The organism is Bacillus kwashiorkori (assembly GCF_001375515.1).
Taxonomy (GTDB): Bacteria; Bacillota; Bacilli; order Bacillales; family Caldibacillaceae; genus Bacillus_BK; species Bacillus_BK kwashiorkori.
The window spans coordinates 120,929-141,664 of sequence record NZ_CTDX01000015.1; the positions used below are offsets into that span (position 1 = coordinate 120,929).

18 protein-coding genes are annotated in these 20,736 nt (G+C 35.8%); 8 read left to right on the top strand and 10 right to left on the bottom strand.

Going from position 1 to position 20,736, the window contains the following annotated elements:
* Positions 1-6: 6 nt before the first annotated feature.
* The 6 genes from BN1242_RS07460 to pplA (BN1242_RS07485) form a co-directional block, all read right to left on the bottom strand.
* Positions 7-813, bottom strand: a complete 807-nt coding sequence (locus BN1242_RS07460) for an energy-coupling factor transporter transmembrane component T family protein (RefSeq protein ID WP_062353666.1) — start codon at positions 811-813, stop codon at positions 7-9.
* Positions 814-868: 55 nt separating this feature from the next.
* Positions 869-1,726: an energy-coupling factor transporter ATPase gene (locus BN1242_RS07465; RefSeq protein ID WP_062353669.1), complete on the bottom strand. Its 858-nt coding sequence runs from the start codon at positions 1,724-1,726 to the stop codon at positions 869-871.
* Positions 1,717-2,529, bottom strand: a complete 813-nt coding sequence (locus tag BN1242_RS07470; protein WP_062353672.1) for an energy-coupling factor transporter ATPase — start codon at positions 2,527-2,529, stop codon at positions 1,717-1,719. Before BN1242_RS07470 ends, BN1242_RS07465 begins: the two co-directional genes overlap by 10 nt.
* 101 nt (positions 2,530-2,630) lie before the next feature.
* Entirely contained in the window at positions 2,631-3,569 is a 939-nt protein-coding gene (gene menA / locus BN1242_RS07475) for a 1,4-dihydroxy-2-naphthoate polyprenyltransferase (RefSeq protein ID WP_062353675.1), read from the bottom strand.
* A gap of 48 nt (positions 3,570-3,617) precedes the next feature.
* Positions 3,618-4,676 carry an FAD:protein FMN transferase gene (locus BN1242_RS07480; RefSeq protein ID WP_062353677.1) on the bottom strand — a complete coding sequence of 353 codons (1,059 nt, stop codon included), beginning with the start codon at positions 4,674-4,676 and terminating at the stop codon, positions 3,618-3,620.
* 168 nt (positions 4,677-4,844) lie between these two features.
* Positions 4,845-5,771: an extracellular electron transfer flavoprotein PplA gene (pplA, locus tag BN1242_RS07485; RefSeq protein WP_062353681.1), complete on the bottom strand. Its 927-nt coding sequence runs from the start codon at positions 5,769-5,771 to the stop codon at positions 4,845-4,847.
* A gap of 319 nt (positions 5,772-6,090) precedes the next feature.
* Here pplA (BN1242_RS07485) and BN1242_RS07490 point away from each other — a divergent pair, with 319 nt between their 5' ends.
* The 4 genes from BN1242_RS07490 to BN1242_RS07505 all read left to right on the top strand — a co-directional run bounded on the left by BN1242_RS07490 (position 6,091) and on the right by BN1242_RS07505 (position 10,206).
* Entirely contained in the window at positions 6,091-7,974 is a 1,884-nt protein-coding gene (locus BN1242_RS07490) for an FAD-dependent oxidoreductase (RefSeq protein WP_062353683.1), read from the top strand.
* Between the two features lie 146 nt (positions 7,975-8,120).
* On the top strand, positions 8,121-8,537 hold the full coding sequence (locus BN1242_RS07495) for a NusG domain II-containing protein (protein ID WP_062353685.1): 417 nt from the start codon (positions 8,121-8,123) through the stop codon (positions 8,535-8,537).
* Between the two features lie 136 nt (positions 8,538-8,673).
* Positions 8,674-9,207, top strand: a complete 534-nt coding sequence (locus BN1242_RS07500) for a Gx transporter family protein (protein WP_062353689.1) — start codon at positions 8,674-8,676, stop codon at positions 9,205-9,207.
* A gap of 18 nt (positions 9,208-9,225) precedes the next feature.
* Positions 9,226-10,206, top strand: a complete 981-nt coding sequence (locus BN1242_RS07505) for a polyprenyl synthetase family protein (protein WP_062353692.1) — start codon at positions 9,226-9,228, stop codon at positions 10,204-10,206.
* Positions 10,207-10,380: 174 nt separating this feature from the next.
* Here BN1242_RS07505 and pplA (BN1242_RS07510) read toward each other — a convergent pair whose 3' ends face one another.
* Positions 10,381-11,292 (bottom strand): extracellular electron transfer flavoprotein PplA, encoded by a 912-nt coding sequence (pplA, locus tag BN1242_RS07510; RefSeq protein WP_062353695.1) that lies wholly within the window; start codon positions 11,290-11,292, stop codon positions 10,381-10,383.
* Positions 11,293-11,551: 259 nt separating this feature from the next.
* On the opposite strand from pplA (BN1242_RS07510), the gene BN1242_RS07515 reads away from it, so the two are divergent.
* Positions 11,552-13,420: an FAD-dependent oxidoreductase gene (locus BN1242_RS07515; RefSeq protein ID WP_062353698.1), complete on the top strand. Its 1,869-nt coding sequence runs from the start codon at positions 11,552-11,554 to the stop codon at positions 13,418-13,420.
* 90 nt (positions 13,421-13,510) lie between these two features.
* Here the strand turns inward: BN1242_RS07515 and BN1242_RS07520 are convergent, their stop codons facing one another.
* Positions 13,511-14,077 carry an SLOG family protein gene (locus BN1242_RS07520; RefSeq protein WP_071435488.1) on the bottom strand — a complete coding sequence of 189 codons (567 nt, stop codon included), beginning with the start codon at positions 14,075-14,077 and terminating at the stop codon, positions 13,511-13,513.
* 195 nt (positions 14,078-14,272) lie between these two features.
* On the opposite strand from BN1242_RS07520, the gene BN1242_RS07525 reads away from it, so the two are divergent.
* Both BN1242_RS07525 and BN1242_RS07530 read left to right on the top strand, forming a co-directional pair.
* A complete protein-coding gene (locus BN1242_RS07525; RefSeq protein WP_062353707.1) occupies positions 14,273-15,223 on the top strand; it encodes a calcium/sodium antiporter in 951 nt (316 codons plus the stop codon).
* A 107-nt stretch (positions 15,224-15,330) separates the two neighbouring features.
* A complete protein-coding gene (locus tag BN1242_RS07530) occupies positions 15,331-16,818 on the top strand; it encodes a nicotinate phosphoribosyltransferase (RefSeq protein WP_087941736.1) in 1,488 nt (495 codons plus the stop codon).
* A gap of 280 nt (positions 16,819-17,098) precedes the next feature.
* Here the strand turns inward: BN1242_RS07530 and safA are convergent, their stop codons facing one another.
* Positions 17,099-17,707 (bottom strand): SafA/ExsA family spore coat assembly protein, encoded by a 609-nt coding sequence (safA, locus tag BN1242_RS07535; RefSeq protein WP_062353713.1) that lies wholly within the window; start codon positions 17,705-17,707, stop codon positions 17,099-17,101.
* A gap of 300 nt (positions 17,708-18,007) precedes the next feature.
* Complete coding sequence (locus BN1242_RS07540; RefSeq protein WP_062353716.1) at positions 18,008-19,972, bottom strand: GTP-binding protein; 1,965 nt, start codon at positions 19,970-19,972, stop codon at positions 18,008-18,010.
* 279 nt (positions 19,973-20,251) lie between these two features.
* Between BN1242_RS07540 and BN1242_RS07545 the strand changes: the two genes are divergently transcribed.
* Complete coding sequence (locus tag BN1242_RS07545) at positions 20,252-20,458, top strand: hypothetical protein (RefSeq protein WP_062353719.1); 207 nt, start codon at positions 20,252-20,254, stop codon at positions 20,456-20,458.
* The last annotated feature ends 278 nt before the right edge of the window (positions 20,459-20,736 follow it).

Sequence of the window (20,736 nt, forward strand, 5' to 3'; positions counted from 1 at the left end):
GTTTTGTTAAAGTGGGCTATTGAATCGCAAAAACAACAAGCTGACGGTTAATAAGACCATAATGCACAAACTGATTGTGTCCCGTAACTGCCAATGTAGTTTTCGGAATGAGGAGCGCCTTATTCCAGACTGATAGCCTCTAACTTCCATTACATTAGCTAATTCCTCCGCACGATTTAATGAACCGACAAATAATGGTAGAAAAACAGGAACTAATGCTTTCATTTGTTGAAACAGTCCGCCTTCCCCGAATGATGCCCCTCGCGCCCGTTGTGCATCCATCACTTTTTGTGTTTCATCCATTAAATTCGGTATAAATCGTAAAGAAATCGAAAGCATTAACGCGATATCGTCTACAGGTAACTTGAAAAGACGCAGTGGTTTTAATAATGAATTAATTCCATCGGTCAAGTCAATTGGTTTTGTCGTTAATGTAATCACCGTGGATAGGAAGATAATCATAACAAAACGAAAGAAAATGAAAATACCATTAATAATTCCGAATTGTGAGATGGTAATTGGTCCCCAATCAATATATATTTTTCCGCCAGCAGTAAATAAGATTTGTAAACATACAGTAAATAGTATTAACCAAATTAATGGTTTTACCCCGCGGACATACGTCTTGAATGAGATCCCGCTAAGATACATCACTGTAAAGGTAAATAAAATTAGTAAAAGATATGTTAACCAGTTGTTTGCAATAAATAAAATAAAAATAAAATAAAAACCAGCGACTAATTTCGCCCGTGGATCTAATTGATGCATAATAGATTGACCAGGAAAATATCTGCCAAGAATTAATTTATTCATAAACACACCACTCTCTATTTGAGTTACAATAATTTGACTGGGGTCATGCGTCTTATTAAACAAGCCCCGCCATCATTAACCCATTAGCTAAATCATCAACGGTTAAACAAATTTTTGGCAGCCGAACACCGGTCTCCTTTTCGATACGGATTTGAAGTTTACGGGCATCGGGTAATGATAAATGATATTTTTCCAATAGCGCTAGATTAGCAAAAATTTTGTTCGGCACATCGTGAGCAACGACTTGTCCTTTATCCATAATAACTACTTGCTCCGCATACTCTGCCACATCTTCCATATCGTGCGTCACTAAGATCGTTGTGAGTCCGCGTTCCATATGCCATGATTTAATGAGATGCATAATTTCTCTTTTTCCATTCGGATCTAAACCAGCACCTGGTTCATCTAAAACGAGAATATTTGGTTTCATTGCTAAAATTCCCGCAATGGCAACACGACGTTTTTGACCACCAGATAAGGAAAAGGGTGATTTATGTAGTATCTCTTCTTCTAAGCCGACTTGTTGGATTACTTGTCTAGCGATTTTTTTTGCTTCATTTAATGGAATACCGAAATTAAGCGGACCAAAACAAATATCTTTTTCAACTGTCTCGGCAAATAATTGTGCTTCGGGAAATTGAAATACCATTCCCACCCGTTGACGCACTTCTTTTAGCTCTTTTTTACTACTAGCTGCTGAAATAGTCGTTGTTCCTACGTAAACTTCGCCTTGTTTCGGAAGAAGTAATCCATTTATTACTTTTAAAAGACTAGATTTCCCCGCGCCAGTATGACCTACGACAGCAGTAAATGATTTTGATTGGATAGATAAATCGACAGCTTGTAAGATGAGCGGGCTTCGAATCGGACCTACTTGGTAGTCAGCAGAAACGTTGTTAAAATTTATTTGCATAGCCATCGCACCATTTCATCTTCTGTCATATATTCATTAGGGACGTTTTTTCCAAGTTCTCGTAATTTCCGCCGCAACCGTTCAGAAAAGGGGGGTTCTAGTTCTGCTTGTGTCATAAATATTTCTTTTGGAAGACCGCTATTGACTACTCTGCCATTATTTAAGACAATTAATCGATCCGCTGCGACCATTTCATTTTTATCATGTGTAATGGAAACAATCGTTATTTGTTTCTTTTGCTTTAATTGTTTTAGAGCAATGAGTAGATCTTGTCTGCTAGCTGGATCTAACATAACAAATGCTTCATCAAGCAACAATATATTTGGATCTAATGCTAGGGCACTTGCGATGGCAACCCGTTGTTTTTGTCCCCCAGAAAGTTGAGAAGGATCATGCAGGCGAAAATCATCCATACCGACTAGCTTTAGTGCTTCATCTACTTTTGCACGCATCTCATCATACGGTAAGTTTAAATTTTCTAATCCGAATGCAACATCGTCTTGAACCGTTGTACCAATAAATTGATTGTCAGGATTTTGAAATACGATCCCAATTTTTCGTCTAATTTCCCAAATAGTTTGCTGGGATAGTTTCAACCCATCAATGGTAATCTCGCCTTGTTGAGCTGTTAATAAGCCGACTAAGATTTGGGCTAAAGTGGACTTTCCGGACCCGTTTTTGCCAACAATAGCCACCCATTCACCTTTATATATGTTAAAAGAAACCGATGATAAAATATCGGTCTCTGTACGTTTATCATATTGAAATGTCACATTTTCTACTTGAATAATCGGGGTACTCATACTAACTCCACCTTTAAAAAATCACTGTTCGTCAAACACAAAAAATATCATATCGTAAATAAAACTACTTAGCAATACGGATAAAGGCTTTCCTTTGAAATTTAAGCAATGATCGACACAACAAGCATGGCGATGAATGCACCATTAACTAAAACTAAATTTTTCACAGCGAGTGGGAAAGTCTCAGCTTTCGCTTGTTTTAAGTTGAATTTATAAACATGTTGATAGACAGGAATTGCCGCCAATAAAGATAAAAGGATAATTGGTGGTAAAATATCAAAAATAACAGCGGTTATAATTGCAACAAACGATAAAGTATATAGTATATTAAAAAGCCAAATGGCATATTTTTTACCGATATAAAAAGGTAATGTAAAACGGTTGTTTTTAATATCATCCTCTAAATCACAAATATTATTGGCAAGCATAATGTTTGCAATCGTAAAGACGCATGGTAGAGAAATCCAAAGAATTTGTAACAGTAATATTAAGTCCATTTGTAGACTTAAGAATCGTCCTTCCCAAATGATATTGGCAATGCCTTGATCGTATGCATTGACATAAATGGTCAGAAATACAATTCCAAAGCCCATTGTTACCCCAGAGAAAATTTCCCCGAGTGGCATTCTGGACAGTGGAATGGGTCCGAATGTATATAAAATTCCAATGGCGAAACAAACCATTCCAATAAGCAGTACGAGCAAATCTGTACGAAATACTAACCAAATTCCGAGTGCCGTTGCAATGGTTAATAAACTAATAATCGTAAAAATAACAATCCCCTCGGGAACATTCTTTTGCCCGATAATATTTCTTTCTTTTTTATATTCGACGGATTTCGCTTTTCGATAATCCATGTAGTTATTGATCGCTGTAGTTGTCATATCAAAAATCAGCATCGCAGCAAAAAATATAAGTGTATTAAGAGGATGGAAAGTTTCAAACCGATAAACTGTAAATAAAAGCCCAACTAAAAATGGAAAAAAGCTAGCCAATTTCGTTTGAATTTCCACCAACTTCAAAAAAGTTTGTAAGGACATAATCCGGTTCCTTTCTGAAAAATTTGAATTGTTGGGGACAGTCCCCCGCTAATAGTTGACTACTTCGAATTCGCTGTTTGTTACTTCGAATGTTTCTTTTAATCCAGATGTTAAGTAAATTTTTTTATCTTTACTGACGAATATTGCTTCGACATCGTCCATCGTTTCGACAAATTTCAATCCACCATCAATTCCTTTTGAAAAAATCGCTGTTGATAAGGCGTCCCCATCCATTGATTTTTTCGTGATTACTGAAACACCGGCAATATCATTATTAAATGGATATCCATCTTCTGGGTTAAGTAAATGGTGATATGTTTCCTCATCGACTTTTAAATAACGTTCATAAATTCCTGATGTAACGATGGATTTATTTGATTCGCGGATTACTCCGATCACTTCTCCTCTTGATAAGAAGGGGTCTTGAATTCCTACACCCCATTCTTCTCCACTAGATGGACTTTTTCCCATTACGAAAATATTCCCACCGAGATCAATAATCGCCGTAGTAACACCGTTTTTCTTTAATAATTCTACTACTTCGTCCGTGATAAATCCTTTCGCAATAGCACCGAGGTCTAATTGCATATTTTCCTTATTTAGGAAAACAGTTTGTTCTTCTTTATTCATCTTCACTTGTTTATAGTCAATTAGTGGCAATACGTCATTTATTTCCGATTGGGATGGTTTCCGAGCATCCGGAAAACCAATACGCCATAAATTTGTTAACGGTCCGATAGAAATATCAAAAGATCCAGCTGATTTTTCACTGTAGTCTAATCCTGTTTCAATAAGTTCAAAGATGTCCTTTGATACTTTCACCGGTTGCTTTCCAGCTTGATCATTAATTTTATCAACTTCCGAACTCGCTTCATTAACGGTAATGGAATTTGCTAATGTTTCCATTCGTTTAAAAGCAGCGTCTAGGACAGTTTCTTTATCTTTGTCATAAATTTTTAAATTTACGATTGTTCCCATCATAAATTCCGTTCTTTTATATGGATTAGTTAACAAGTTTTCGTTTGTATTTTTATTTTGTCCTTGATTGCACCCAGCTAAGTTAATGAAGAGAAGTATGATAATGACAAAAGCTAATTTTTTTTTCACCAAATTTCTCCCAGTCCTTTCTAGTATTCAGTCTGTTCTTAAATAGATTGGACGGTTCGCCCCATACTTAGTAATAAAAGAAAATTTTTAAAAAAGACTTTAGAGATAGTCTCCAAAGTCTTTTCTAAGTTGTTTTAAATTTATTTAAGGAAAATAATATTTTAGAGATTATTTTTCAAATACGAAATTATCTACTTCAATAGGAGTAGTATTTCCTTTTTGTGCTGCATTTATTAATTGAGCAGCATACATTTTGAACGAATGTGAGGAATGAGTTGCACCTGTAACAACTGCCACATCTCCAGCACTTTGTTTTTCAACTAAATCATTGCTTAATGCTGGAACGAAGTCTTGTGGACCAACACCAGATTTTTCAGTCATCGTTTTTTGATAATCTTCATCATCTGTTTTTAATTGGCCTTCTGCATTTACGTAGTTATAGTCAACTTCGGAGATTTTACCATCTTTAACAGTCATATTAATGTATGTTTTCCAACCAGTGGAACCGATGTTTTTCTCCGCTAATTTGTACTCACCATCTTTTAATGCAGCTTGTGCATCAATTTCGATTGGAGTTGTGTCGCCTTTTTGTGCTGCCTGAATTAATTGTTGTGCATAGTTAATGAAGCTTTCCGCAGAATGAGTAGCACCAGTTACTACTTCTACTTGGCTTGCATCTTGTTTCTCAATTAATGCGTTATTTAATGCAGGAACGAATTCTTTAGGTCCTACACCTGTTTTATCAGACATCATTTTTTGATAGTTTTCATCTTCTGATTTTTTTGCACCATCTGCATTGACATAATCATAGTTTGACTCAGTAATTTTACCATCTTTTACAGTGATGGAGAAATTCACTTTCCAACCATTTTTGTCTAATTCTTTTTCTGATAAAGTATAAGTACCGTCTTGAAGAGGAGCACCTGCTAGTAATTTTTTAGTAGTCTCTTCTTTGTTAGTAGTAGTATTTTCTACTTTAGCCTCATCTTTTTTGACTTTATCGCCACTCGCGCTATCGTCACTGCCGCATGCGCCTAAGAAAAGACCAGCAGAGAGTGTTAATGCCGCAATTGCAGAAATTTTTCTTAATTTCATATTTATCACCTTTCCTACGTTTTTTCTTGTGAAAATATTCACATTGGGTACGAAACTATATTACATCATGTTTGAGAAAATGTAAATATGTATTTTACACTTATTTTATGAGAATATGAATATATTACTCGTATGCTTGAATAAATCAATAGACTACGTGATAATTTAAACACTAAGAAAAAATTCCAGTGAAAAAGTTGTGATTATTTTATAAAAGTTATAGACAAATAGAGAAAGACAAGGTAAAATATACAGGTCATTGTTAATAATTTCACAATCATATTTACAGTATAAATAATATATAAGGAGTGCAATGTTAATGGCAGAGAAAAACATTGTTATCATCGGTGCAGGTTATGCAGGTGTTCATGCCGCAAAAAAACTTGCTAAGAAATATAAAAAAGATGATTCAGTTTCTATTACATTAATTGATCGTCATTCATATCATACGATGATGACGGAATTACATGAAGTAGCCGCTCATCGTGTGGAACCAGACGCCATTCAATTTGATTTGCGTCGATTATTTAATCGTACAAAAGTGAATCTTGTCACAGATAACGTAACCCATGTTGATTATGACAAAAAAGTAGTGACTACAGAACATGGAACATATCCATTTACCTATTTAATTTTAGGTATGGGTGGAGAACCAAATGACTTTGGAACTCCTGGTGTGAAAGAACACGGTTTTACCCTTTGGTCATGGGAAGATGCAGTTATTTTACGTGAACATATTGAAAAAACGGTTCAAAAAGCAGCAACTATTCGCGATGAAAAAGTTCGCCGTGCAATGTTAACATTCACCGTTTGCGGATCAGGTTTTACTGGAGTAGAAATGATCGGTGAACTATATGAATGGAAAGTACGTCTAGCAAAAGATAATAAGATTGATGAAGATGAAATCAGCCTTTATTTAGTTGAAGCTGCTCCAACGATTTTAAATATGTTAGATCGTAAAGATGCGGATAAAGCTGAAAAATATATGGTGAAAAAAGGTATTCAAATATTAAAGAGCTCTCCAATCGTGGAAGTAAAAGAGGACCGGGTATTATTAAAATCTGGTCAGGAATTACCAACATATACACTTATCTGGACAGCAGGAGTAAAAGCAAACTCTGATACGAAAGATTATGGCATGGAAACAGCAAGAGCTGGACGCTTGAAAGTAAATGAATATATGGAAGCAGAAGGCCGTGAAAATGTATATGTCGTTGGAGACTTAGCTTATTTTGAAGAAGAGCCAGGAAAACCAACACCACAAATTGTTGAAGCAGCAGAACAAACAGCGATGACTGCAGCGAAAAGTATTATTGCTGAAATTAGCGGTGGTGAAAAAGTACCGTATAAAGGAAAATATCATGGTTTCATGGTTTCTATCGGTGCGCGCTACGGTGTAGCAAATTTAAGTGGAATTCGCTTGAGTGGTTGGTTAGCAATTTTCATGAAACATATGGTTAACCTATACTATTTCTTCGGTATTCGTAGTGGTTACTATATGTTCCAATACGTGATGCACGAATTTTTCCATACGAAAGATAAACGTAATATTTTCCGTAATTTCACCAACCGTTATGGAAACGTACTTTGGAGTTTCCCACTCCGCTTGTTTGTCGGTGGTTTCTGGTTAATAGAAGCTGGTTCCAAAATTTGGGGAGCATCTACTTGGAAAGAAGCAACATCCAGCTGGTCTAATGTCAAATTATTATTTAAAGGCTTAGGTGAAGATTCTTGGTTAGTTGGTTCCACTGTACGCATGCCATTTGAGTGGTTACAAACTACAACTAGTGGAGCAACTAGTGGTGCAAGTGCTTCGGAATCAGCTGTCGAATGGGCAACACCTATTTTAAGTAAAATGCCAGGTTGGTTCGAATGGTTTATGCAAATTGTATTACCAAATGCTGATATGGCAGTATTCATGCAAAAAGTAGTCGTCTTTATTGAGTTAGGTATCGGTTTAGCGTTAATCGGTGGCTTATTCACTTGGATTGCAAGTGCAGCAAGTGCTGGATTCCTAGTAATGTTCACTCTAAGTGCAATGCTTGGTTGGGATAAAGTTTGGGCATTACCTGCTTCAATCGCATTATTAAATGGTTCTGGTCGAACATTAGGATTAGATTATTGGGTTGTTCCATTTTTACAAAATAAATTAGGTAAAGCATGGTACGGTAAAGAGGAATCAATATATAAAGACGATAAATAAGTTGTTTGTTAAGAGAGAGGGAGAGATTCCTCCCTCTTCTTATGTTTTAAGAACCTTTTCTCATGATCAGCTTCGCAAAAAAATAGGATTAGCTTCTGTAGTACATACTATGAATAGAAACAGTATTGGAAGGGAGGATTTTTTCAATGAGATCTTATTATCGAATGATTAAACGATGGGATATAATTGTCGTTACATTGCTCGTAATACTATCTTTCCTCCCAGTTGTTATTTTTACTTATGCACAAACAGAAAAGTCTACGGAAGATGCAATTAAAGTTGCCGTTATTTCGTTGAATAATAAGGAAATAAAAAGGGTTACACTTACTGGGCACCAAGGAACAGAAATTTTTGACGTTCACGGTCACGGTGATGATGTAAATACCATTGAAATAATAGATGAAAAAATTCGAATTAAAAGTGCAAACTGTTCGGATCAAGTTTGTGTAAGAACAGGTTATATTACAAAACCTGGAAAAACAATTGTTTGCTTGCCACATAAATTAATTATTGAAATCCAAACGGTTGATGGAGAAACGGAAGATTTAATTATTAGTTCTTAATTCCTATTGTCGATTATTCATTCCCCAGCGGAAAAATGATTCGATAATACCAATTTGATGGCAAGTAATTGTATTATTTGATTTTTATTTCACTAGCGCACATTTTAATGGCTGATTTTATAAGGGGGAATGGCAAATGACTAAAAATCAACGATTAGTATATATTGCTTTACTATCTGCACAAGCAGTAATTATTAGCCTTGTCGAACGAGCCATTCCATTCCCATTTGCAGTAGCACCTGGTGCGAAATTAGGTTTAGCAAACATAATCACATGTATGGCTTTGTATACATTATCAACAAAAGATGTATTAAAAGTTATTATCATTCGCTTAACGTTAGCAACTCTTCTAGGGGGAACGATTTCCACATTTATGTATAGTGCAGCTGGAGCAATGCTTAGTTTTTTTGGAATGTGGTTAGTGAAAAAACTAGGTCCCACACGAGTTAGCTTAATTGGCGTTAGCACTGCAGGAGCTGTCTTACATAATGTCGGTCAGCTAACCGTTGCTAGCTGGATAGCACAAACTTGGACGGTACTTTTATATTTACCTGTATTATCTTTTATCGGGATATTAGCAGGAATTGCTATCGGTGTAGTAGCGAATTATTTATTAACCCATGTGGAAAAATTACATTACTATCGTTATTTGCAAGAGGTCCATGAATAGCATGGAGGAGGTACGACGATGCATGTTCACCCAATGTGGAATACCTACCCAGATTTACAACAAGACTTACTCGAAGTTGTTCGTTTAATTGATAAAAGCATTCACATTCGTAATAAAAGAATAGAGAAAATAATTAGTGAACAAATACATTCCGGCGGGAAATTATTACGTCCTGCTTATGCTTTACTCAGTTCGAAAATTGGCAAGGAAACAAATAAAGAAAGAGCAATTGCTGTTGCAGCAGCATTGGAATGTTTGCACATGGCAACACTTGTTCATGACGATGTTATCGATGAGGCTGAAACGAGACACAATATACCTGCGATCCATACAGAATATGGTAATAAGTTTGCCATTTATGCTGGTGATTATTTATTCTGTCTCTGTTTTCAAATCCTTGCAAAACACGCATCCTCTGTTTCTAATTTAGAGTTCAATACCCGTGGCATGGAAAAAATCCTAACTGGAGAACTGGATCAACTCCATTCTAGATATGAGCGTCCGGAATCTGTGAAAAATTACTTATCACGAATTTCTGGAAAAACGGCACAACTTTTTGCCATTAGCTGTTATGCTGGAGCGGTAGAAAGTAATGCAAATCGCAAGTTAACAATGATAGCATGGAATATGGGGCATTACATCGGTATGGCTTTTCAAATTATGGACGATGTGCTCGATTACAAAGGAGATAGCCAAAAAGTTGGAAAACCAGTGTTAAGTGACTTTCGTCAAGGAATTTATACGTTACCACTCATTTATGCCTTACGAGAAAACCCTGTTGTATTTGAACCGCTGTTAGAAAAAAGGGACGACTTAACAGAAGAAGATATTGACAATCTGTTAAATTTAATTAATAAATACGACGGTGTTAAAAAAGCAGAAAAACTTGCTGAAAGATACACAAAAAAGGCAATAAAAGAAATTGGGAAATTACCCGAGGGGCAATATAAAGAAACATTACTTGCTTTGACGAACTTTTTATTAGAGCGAAAAATGTAAAAACATTTTTTTATGAATGTTGAAAATGTCCGTTATCAATATAGGTAGCGGACATTTTTGTTTGTCAACAAAAAAAGGCCTGTCTTGAAACAGACCTATATAAGAGAGCCTATATTAAGTTTTTTTATAAGTTAATCTAAACACAAGTATCAACTAACACCCACACTTATATTATTATTTTTCAAAAACGATGTTATCAACTTCAATAGGAGTTTGATCGCCTTTTTGTGCGGCATTGATTAACTGTTGGGCATATAATTTAAATGTATGAGTAGAATGGGTTGCGCCGCTGATTACACTAATTGCTAATGGATCTTGCTTTTCTACCAACGCTTCACTTAAACGAGGTATATATTCCTTTGGACCTATATTCACTTTTTCACTCATCGCTTTTTGATACCCTTCATCGTCCGTTTTTAGCTTACCTTCTGCATTTAAATTGTTGTAATCAACTTGTGTTATTTTTCCACCCTCTACGGTAATGTTTAAGTATGTTTTCCAGCCATTAGCATCTAAGTTTTTCTCCGTTAGTTTATATACTCCGTCTTTTAAAGGTGAGGTGTTTGCAATTTCAATTGGAGTTGTATTGCCTTTTTGCGCTGCTTGCATTAACTGTTGCGCATAGTTAATGAAGTTCTCTGAAGAGTGAGTTGCACCTGTAACTACATCTACTTGTTTTGCATCTTGTTTTTCTTCTAATTGTTTATTTAAATCTGGAATATAATCCTTTGGCCCTGTTCCTGTTTTTTCACGCATTGCTTTATCATAATTTTCGTCTTCAGACTTAAGTTTTCCGTCTGCATTAACGTAATCATATTCAGATTTTGTTATTTTTCCTTTATCAACGGTAATTCGAAAATTAACCTTCCAACCATTTTCATCAAAGTCATTTTCAGTTAAAGTATATACTCCGTCTTGTAATGGTGCTCCGGCAACAATTTTCTTGTCTGTTTGCTCCGTTTTTGCAGCATTGTCAGGATCTTTCTTGTCGGTATTATTATCTTTTCCTTTGTCATCGTTACCACCACAAGCGGCGAGTAGGAGTACGAAAAAAATGACCATTATTGATAACCATTTACTCTTCATAAAAATCCCTTCCTTTCCATTTTCCTAACCTTTTCGTAAAGTATGTTTCAATACAGAACACAAGCAGGTGATAAGAACTTAATTCTAGATTGTGCGCCTTGATAAAATCTATGCATTTGTTTTTATATCAATTGTTACCGTAATGAAGAGCGATTAAAATCTGCATAATATCGCTTGTTTCGGAAAAACTCAAAAAGAGAGGGATACTACTTTAAATGGAAAATGAATTCTTTATCATGTGGAATGTGAGGTAATTGCAATGGCTAAGCAAAATATCGTAATAATCGGCGCTGGCTATGCAGGAGTACATGCTGCAAAAAAGTTAGCGAAACATTTTAAAGGTAATGATGATATAACCATTACTTTAATAGATCGACATTCCTACCATACAATGATGACAGAACTACATGAAGTTGCGGCACACCGAGTGGAGCCAGATGCAGTGCAATTTGATTTATTGCGTCTTTTTAAAAGGACTAAAGTGAAATTGGTAACAGATAATGTTACGACTGTTGATTACGAGAAAAAGGTTGTAGAAACGGAGTACGGTTCGTATCCATTCGATTATTTAGTATTAGGTATGGGTGCCGAGCCAAATGATTTTGGTACACCAGGGGTGAAAGAACACGGTTTTACGTTATGGTCTTGGGAAGATGCAATGGTTTTAAGAGAACATATCGAAAAAATTGTTCGCCGGGCTTCTTTAGAACATGACGAGGCAAAACGACGAGCGATGTTGACTTTTGCTGTTTGCGGTTCTGGTTTTACAGGTGTGGAAATGGTAGGGGAATTACTCGAGTGGAAAGGGCGATTAGCAAAGGAAAATAAGCTCGATGCCGATGAAATTTCATTATACTTAATTGAAGCAGCCCCAACGATATTAAATTTATTGGATAGAAAAGATGCTGCAAAAGCAGAAAGGTATATGGTGAAAAACGGGATCAATATATTAACCAATTCCCCCGTTGTAAAAGTAGAAGAAGACCGTATAACATTGAAGTCTGGACAAGAAATTCCGACCTTTACATTAATTTGGACTGCTGGGATAAAAGCAAATAGTGATACCCAATCATATGGAATGGAAACCGCCCGAGCAGGTCGCATTAAAGTTAATCAGTATATGGAAGCAGAAGGATTTGATCATGTTTATGTTGTTGGCGATTTAGCATATTTCGAAGAGGAACCTGGAAAAGCAACACCGCAAATTGTAGAGGCAGCAGAGCAAACTGGTGCGACAGCTGCTAAAAATATTTTTGCAAGTGTTACCGGTGGGGAAAAAGTACCATATAAAGGGAAATACCACGGATTTATGGTATCCATTGGAGCAAGATATGGTGTTGCAAATTTAAATGGAATTCGCTTAAGTGGTTGGTTTGCCAATTTTATGAAACATATCGTGAACTTATATTATTTATTTACGATAAGAAGCGGATACTACATGTGGCAATACTTTACCCATGAATTTTTGCATACGAAAGATAGGCGAAATATTTTCCGTAACTTCACTAACCGATATGGAAATGTCCTCTGGTCGGTTCCGTTACGTATTTATGTCGGTGGTTTTTGGTTAGAAGAAGCTTTTGCAAAAATTTGGGGACATAATACATGGACATATGCAATAGAGAGCTGGAGGAATGTACCGACTTTATTTAAAGGAATTGGGGAGGACTCGTGGCTAGGTAGTGACACAGTTAGAATGCCATTTGAATGGTTACAATCCCCAACAACTGGTGCGACGCCTGCAGAAACTGGAGGGGATTGGGCTGATCCAATCTTAAATGAAATGCCTGGTTGGTTTGAATGGATGATGCGTATTATGTTGCCAACTCCCGAGGTAGCTGTGTTTATGCAAAAGTTCATGGTGTTTGTAGAATTAGCGATTGGTTTAGCTTTAGTGGCTGGATTGTTTACGTGGATTTGTAGTGTAGCAAGTGCTGGCTTTTTAGTGATGTTCACGTTAACGGCGATGCTTGGTTGGGATAAGTTATGGGCATTGCCAGCATCAATTGCGCTATTGAATGGTGCAGGTAGAACATTAGGATTAGATTACTGGGTAATTCCTTATATACAACAAAAATTAGGACGATGGTGGTACGGAAAACCAAAATCTATATATAAGGATAAGTAATAAAAGAGATACAGGGCACTTGTTGCAAACAACATGCAATAAGTGCCCATTAGTTTTCCAAACATTCATGGCTGCTGTGAAGCATTCGCTTTACCATTGATCCATTTGGTCCATTTGTTCAGTCTCTACAATCGCCTGCAAATCATATTGAGTGATAGAAATAATACGATAATCGTTATTTTTTGCATATTGTTCCGCCAATTTTTTAATATACTTTGGGGAACCTTCCATTTCCTCATCATAAATAATAAGTAGACCATCTGAATTTCTAATGAAAAATTTGTTTTTTTCCATGAATTGCCATGGCCCTTCATACGGTTTTTCCGTAAGGGCTCGATAATAATCAGCAAACTCTATAATTTCTTGATATATGTGCTGGTTGTTTTCATTCCACGTAGCTTCTTGGTCGAGGAACGGAGGAATGACTGCATATTTTAACTGTGGATACATATCCTTTAAGTCCATAATCACCTGTGCAGCCCATGTTTCAACGCCTAACTGTCCACTTAATAATACCCACTCCAATCCATCATCAAGAAGTGTCACCAATTCCTTTGCTAATGCTTTTTTAATATAATGTATCCCAGGATGGTTTTCGTTAAAGATCCCTAATTCATATGCTTTATACCCAGTTATTACTATTCGTCGCAAAAAAATAACCCCCAAATAACCGTGTCTCGTTGAAAAAGCAGCACTAACGAAACAAGTTAATATGTTCAATTTTAGGGTAACTTAAAAATAATCACAACAACTTATCTCATTTTAATTAGTAAATTTTTAAAAGATGTTGAAACGAAACGCACCCGTATTTCGTAAACCGACAGTAAAACTTTGACAAAAAGGATGATCGCGATGGAATACTTTTTACTATTATTAGGATTTGGTTTATTAATTAAAGGTGCTGATTATTTTGTTGAAGGTTCTTCTAATTTAGCAACGTTAATGCGGGTATCGCCAATGATCATTGGTCTGACAATAGTCGCATTTGGAACAAGTTCTCCAGAAGCAACCGTAAGTATAATAGCAGCAATTAATGGAAATGCCGATATTTCATTAGGGAATGTTGTCGGTAGTAATATATTTAATTTAACATTAGTTGTTGGATTAGCAGCATTTTTATATCCATTAAAAGTTGAAAATGAAACAATTCGAAAGGAAATCCCCTTTACATTATTAGCGAGTGTCGCATTATTGATCTTTATGTCAGATGTTACGTTACAAGGGTTCATGAATAATTTTATTACAAGAAGTGATGGTTTGACCTTATTACTATTTTTCGCAATTTTCATGTATTATGTACTAGAAGTGGCTAGAAATCGCCGTCAAACGGTAGAAGAAGGAGAAAAAACGAATTTAGCATGGGGGAAAAATATTTTTCTAACTGTCATTGGGCTCGGAGCGATTATTTTAGGAGGCGAATTAGTTGTTAGTAATAGTAAAAAAATTGCCTATGCACTCGGAATGAGTGAAACGTTAGTGGGCTTAACCATTGTTGCTGTCGGAACTTCCTTACCAGAGTTAGTGACATCAGTAACTGCTGCCTTGAAAAAGAAAAGCGAAATTGCTATCGGTAATATTGTAGGTAGTAATATTTTTAATATTTTGCTCGTCTTAGGTATATCTTCCTCTATTACTCCACTAGCAGTGAATGGTAAAGTTTTTGTTGATGTCATAATTATGATTTTCTTTACATTCGTTTTACTAATTTTTTCAAGAACGAAATACCGCATTGGGAAAACAGAGGGATTAATATTGGCTGTCTCTTACGTTGCTTATCTTACTTACATAATTTTACGAAATTAGTACAGAAAAAGGTTTATTAGAAAATTTTTAGTAAAATGCTATAATAAGGTAGGGAATCGACATTAATCATAATGCTTTTAATAAAAGTTTAGATGGAGGTAAATTTCGTGGGTACAAAATACAGTGATGATTCATGGGCTTTACATACCGATCTATACCAAATTAATATGGCAGAAACATATTGGGAAGATGGAATTCATCATAAAAAAGCCGTATTTGAAGTATATTTCCGTAAAATGCCATTTAGTCATGGCTACGCAGTTTTTGCTGGTTTAGAAAAAGTAATGGATTTCTTGCAAAGTTTCCGATTTACAGAAACAGATATTGCTTATTTGAAAAATGAACTTGGTTACCGCGAAGACTTTTTAAACTATTTAAAAGATATGCGCTTTACAGGTACTGTTCGATCGGTAAAAGAAGGAGAAATTGTTTTTGCTAATGAACCGTTACTTCGGGTGGAAGCCCCATTGGCAGAGGCGCAAATAGTGGAAACTGCTATACTCAATATCATTAATTACCAAACATTAATCGCAACAAAGGCATCAAGAATTAAACAAGTAGTTGGCAATGAAGTAGCAATGGAATTTGGCTCTAGAAGGGCACATGAACTGGATGCAGCTATTTGGGGTACAAGAGCGGCATACATCGGTGGGTTTGAATCCACATCCAATGTTAGAGCAGGAAAAATATTTGGCATACCAGCTTCAGGAACACATGCGCATTCAATGATTCAAACATACCGGGATGAGTATACTGCTTTTCATAAATATGCTCGCCGACATAAAAATTGTGTATTTCTCGTTGATACATACGATACGCTAAATTCAGGAGTACCAAATGCCATTCGAGTTGCAAAAGAACTTGGTGATCAAATTAATTTTATCGGTATTCGTTTGGATAGTGGGGACTTAGCTTACTTATCGAAAGAAGCGAGGCGAATGTTAGATGAAGCTGGCTTCCCAGACGCGAAAATTGTAGCTTCTAATGATCTGGATGAACATACGATTATGAACTTAAAAGCTCAAGGAGCGAAAATTGACATTTGGGGAATTGGTACGAAGTTAATTACTGCTTACGATCAGCCAGCATTAGGCGCAGTATATAAGCTTGTTTCGATTGAAGATGAACAAGGTGAAATGGTTGATACGATAAAAATAAGTGGAAATCCAGAAAAAGTTACGACCCCAGGCTTAAAAAGAGTATATCGAATTATTAATCGAAAAACGGGGAAATCAGAAGGGGATTATATTACTCTCGAATGGGAAAAACCTTGGGAAGAAAAACGATTAAAAATGTTTCACCCTGTCCACACATTTTTGAAAAAATATGTGACTAATTTTGAAGCTCGAGAATTGCATCATGATATTTTTGTTAATGGAGAGCTCGTTTATGAATCGCCATCCATTCAAGAAATACAAAGTAGTGTAAAACAAAATCTCACACTTTTCTGGGATGAATATAAACGGATATTAAATCCTACTCCATATCCTGTCGATCTTTCCCAAGCATGTTGGGATAACAAGATGAATAATATTCATGAAGTGCAGGAAAAGGTCGCACAACTGCGTCCAAATGGAGAATTTAGCCAAGAGTAGTTGCTGAATAAAGTCACCGATTATAGGTGCAAAATCCGTTCTTGATCAAGTGAATCTTCTAACAATGTGATTTTTGGTAAAGAGTGGACTAGTTCCCTTAAAAAGAAACATGTGTTTTTTATTTAGGTGTAAAAGGATGTACTAATGTAGGATTTGCGCAGTGAAACGTCTAGTTACGCGCTTATTCCGGTTTAATTGTCTAAAAAAGTGGAAACGATAAAAATGAAAAACTCCTACTGGACTGTTTTGTAGGAGTTTTTTTGCTGCAATTTTTTGGAAACTATTGACTGATAAACATTTGCGTCCAATAGTGACGCCCTGTTCCCCCAGAAATATAACCAACCCCAATTTGAGTATATTGAGCACTTAATATATTTTTACGGTGTCCAGGACTATTCATCCATGATTGCATAACTGCTGCAGGTGTTGCCTGACCTTGGGCAATGTTTTCGGCAGCATTTCGGTAATAAATGCCAAAGTTTTTGATCATAGTAAAAGGACTGCCATATGTAGGCGAGTCATGGCTAAAATAGTTTCGATCTCGCATATCCATACTTTTATACCGCGCAACTCTGGACAGTTCCCAATTATGGGTTAACGGTTTCAATCCTGCTTCACGACGCTTTTGGTTAACGAGCTGAACAACTTGTGCTTCGAAGTTTTTTTCAGAAATAGCAGGGATGGTAATTTTTTGATTTGGATAGATGAGCGCCGGATTTTTAATATGTGGGTTTGCTTTTATTAATTCACTTAAACCGACTTGATAACGAACGGCAATTTTCCACATACTGTCACCAGGTTTGACGGTGTGGATCGCACTTGATTGACCGAATGCAGCTGCAGGAAATAGCAGCATAAATATAATGCAACAGAAAGCTAATTTTCTCATATGTCACCTCCTCCTCAGCATTACTGTCTCCACTGTAAAAAAAACTTATGCTATTAAATAAAATGGATAAAGTGGTAAAAAATGGGGGAGGGGGGGAGTTACCTCGGATTTAAGTTTCCGGGACAATCGTGGATTTTCTTGAAAATGGTAGGATAACTGAATATAGTATTCTAGAACGGGAGAATTGCTGAAAATCAGTCAGTTTCTCCCGACTGGACCATCATTAATTGCCAAACCTAAATAGCCCATACATTTAGAAAACCAAAACCCTTTTCAACAATCCTAAAACATCCGTCCTATTTATTTTAAACAATGCATCATTTTTTCCGCCTCATCCCACTTTACAGAAAAGCTTTGTCCTTTTGCACAAAAAACAGAGGAAGATGTGTAGTCAGGATCGGCATTTTTATTATAGTTTATCTTTGCTATGATCTCTTGTTCGTTATGACATCTGAAATAACCCGCTAATTCCATCCAGATACTTCCTTTACCTTGTGTCAATGCAGCTAATTTGGCACTATATTCCATGAAAGTCGCAACTGGGGCCATTCCTGTAATCAACGCTTTATCTCCTGCTGTAAGGGGAGTATCAAATTGTCCATGAGCTGCTTGAATGTCTGACAATACTCGTCCCATTTGCTCAATGGAAACCGTAATTTTAAATTTATAATACGGTTCAAGCAGAATATTGTTGGCTTTTTCTAACCCTTGGCGGATAGCGCGGAAAGTAGCTTCACGAAAATCACCACCGTGCGTATGTTTATTATGGTCTCTACCTGTTAAAAGGGTGATTTTTACATCGGTTAATGCTGAACCTGTTAATAAACCGTGATGTTCCCGTTCGTAAATATGTTGCTTAATTAAATTTTGTAACCCGTAAGAAAGATCATCAGTATGACATTCACTGACAAAACTAATTCCACTGTTACGTTCTCCAGGTTCGATTTTTAAATGAACTTCTGCATAATGACGCAATGGCTCAAAATGACCGTATCCAACTACTTCCTTTTCAATCGTTTCTTTATATAAAATTTCTGGTTTGGCAAACTGAACATTCAAGTGAAATCTTTCAGGGATTATTTGTTCTAACACTTCTAATTGGATTTTTCCCATGACATGTAAATGAATTTCCTGTTGATATTCGTCCCATTTAACACTTAATGAAGGATCTTCCGCTTCCAGCACTTTAAAATATTTTAGTACTTCTTTCGGATTGACCGATGGAGCGAATACAACTTTCGATTTTAATGTTGGTATTAATTCAAACTGTTCCTTTTCCTTTAATGTACCTAATCCACATCCAATCGAAGCATCTGTTAATCCCGTCACTGCAAATAACTGTCCAGCAAATACTTCGTTAACGGTTTGAAATTGATTGCCATTATAAACCCTTATTTGCGTAATTTTTTCGTGCTTTTCTATTCCATTTTCGTTTAAATACGTAAGTTCATCACGTACAGCGAGTTTGCCTTTAATCGCTTTTATAAAAGATAATCTTGTACCTGATTCTTCATGACGGATTTTATAAACTCTTCCTGCAAAAGGCTCGTCATGATTACTATCATCATTTGTCTTAGTTAGAAAATGAAAATTATCCAGAAAACTTTTAATGCCGATATCTTGAAGGGCTGACCCACTGAACAACGGAAAAATTACCCCATTTTGAATCATCCATTGCGTTTTACTTAGCAAAAACTCTTCGCTAATAATATTGTTAATATAGGCATCCAGAAGTTCTTCATCCCGTTCTGCTAACCACTCGACTAAGTCGTTGGAAAAGTGACCGAAGTGAAAGGAATTAGTAACATCCATTACATCTGATGTTAGATTTTCTTTTATGTCATGAATGACACTGTCCACATTTGCTCCTGAGCGATCAATTTTGTTAATAAAGAAAAAAACCGGAATACGATGTTTCCTTAATAGTCGATAAACGGTTTCTGTATGCCCCTCAATACCCTCTACTGCACTAATAATAATTATGGCATAGTCCATCACTTGAATAGCTCTTTCCATTTCTGGTGAAAAATCAACATGCCCTGGTGTGTCGATTAAATAATAAGTCGAATTTAAATAGTGAAAGACAGCTTGATCAGCAAAGACAGTAATTCCTCGTTGTTTCTCAATATTATGGGAATCTAAAAAGGCATTTTGGTGATCCACACGCCCCCTTTGCTTAATACTTTTTGTATGATAGAGAAGCTGTTCAGAAAATGTTGTTTTTCCAGCATCTACATGGGCTAATATTCCTATTGTTTTATTCATAAAGGACCCTCGCTTACTAAATATATTTTTATTATAACAGTTGTCACATATGAGGAAAGTGTTGCTTTATGGAAGCCATACTTTTGAGATTATAATTTGTATATAAATTCATGAAACCAAAGCGAAATCCCAATATTTACTATCTAGTAAGAAAAATTAAAAAAATATGAGGAAAGCCCTTTCATTTTCCAGACATATTCGCTATAATTTAAATATGAATATTTTGTGAACATTATTTGTCTGATTTATGAACAAAGGTGAAGTGAATGGGGGATTAAGATGGGTAAATTATTAAGTTTGTTTTATTTGTTTGTCGGTATATTTTGCAGTGTAAGTGTAGTTGTCTCTTTTTATAATGGCCATCACGTATTAGGGACATGGCTAATTGTTGCGGCCCTTGGTAATTTTCTTTTATTACAATTAATTTGGAATGAAGAAAAAAAGCGAAGAACTACTCCTGTTGGGATAAATGAAAGTAAAGCTTAGTCAAAGTGGCTAGGCTTTTTTTATGTTTAACTTCCTTTTCATTGGTGTCTTGGTTAATATGAAATTAGAAAAAATGGGAAAGACTTGATTGTATAAAATTCCCACTTTCATTAAATAATAATGCATTTTCAAATTTTTGAATATCGATCCTCAGAAACTTCTTTTGCTTTCAAGTAAGCCTTATTTTCAGTCATTGCTTTTCGCTTCGCATTTTAATAAAACAACCTCGTAACTCGTAATTTCCTTACCACAAAAATTAGAATGTCAATTGAAAAAGC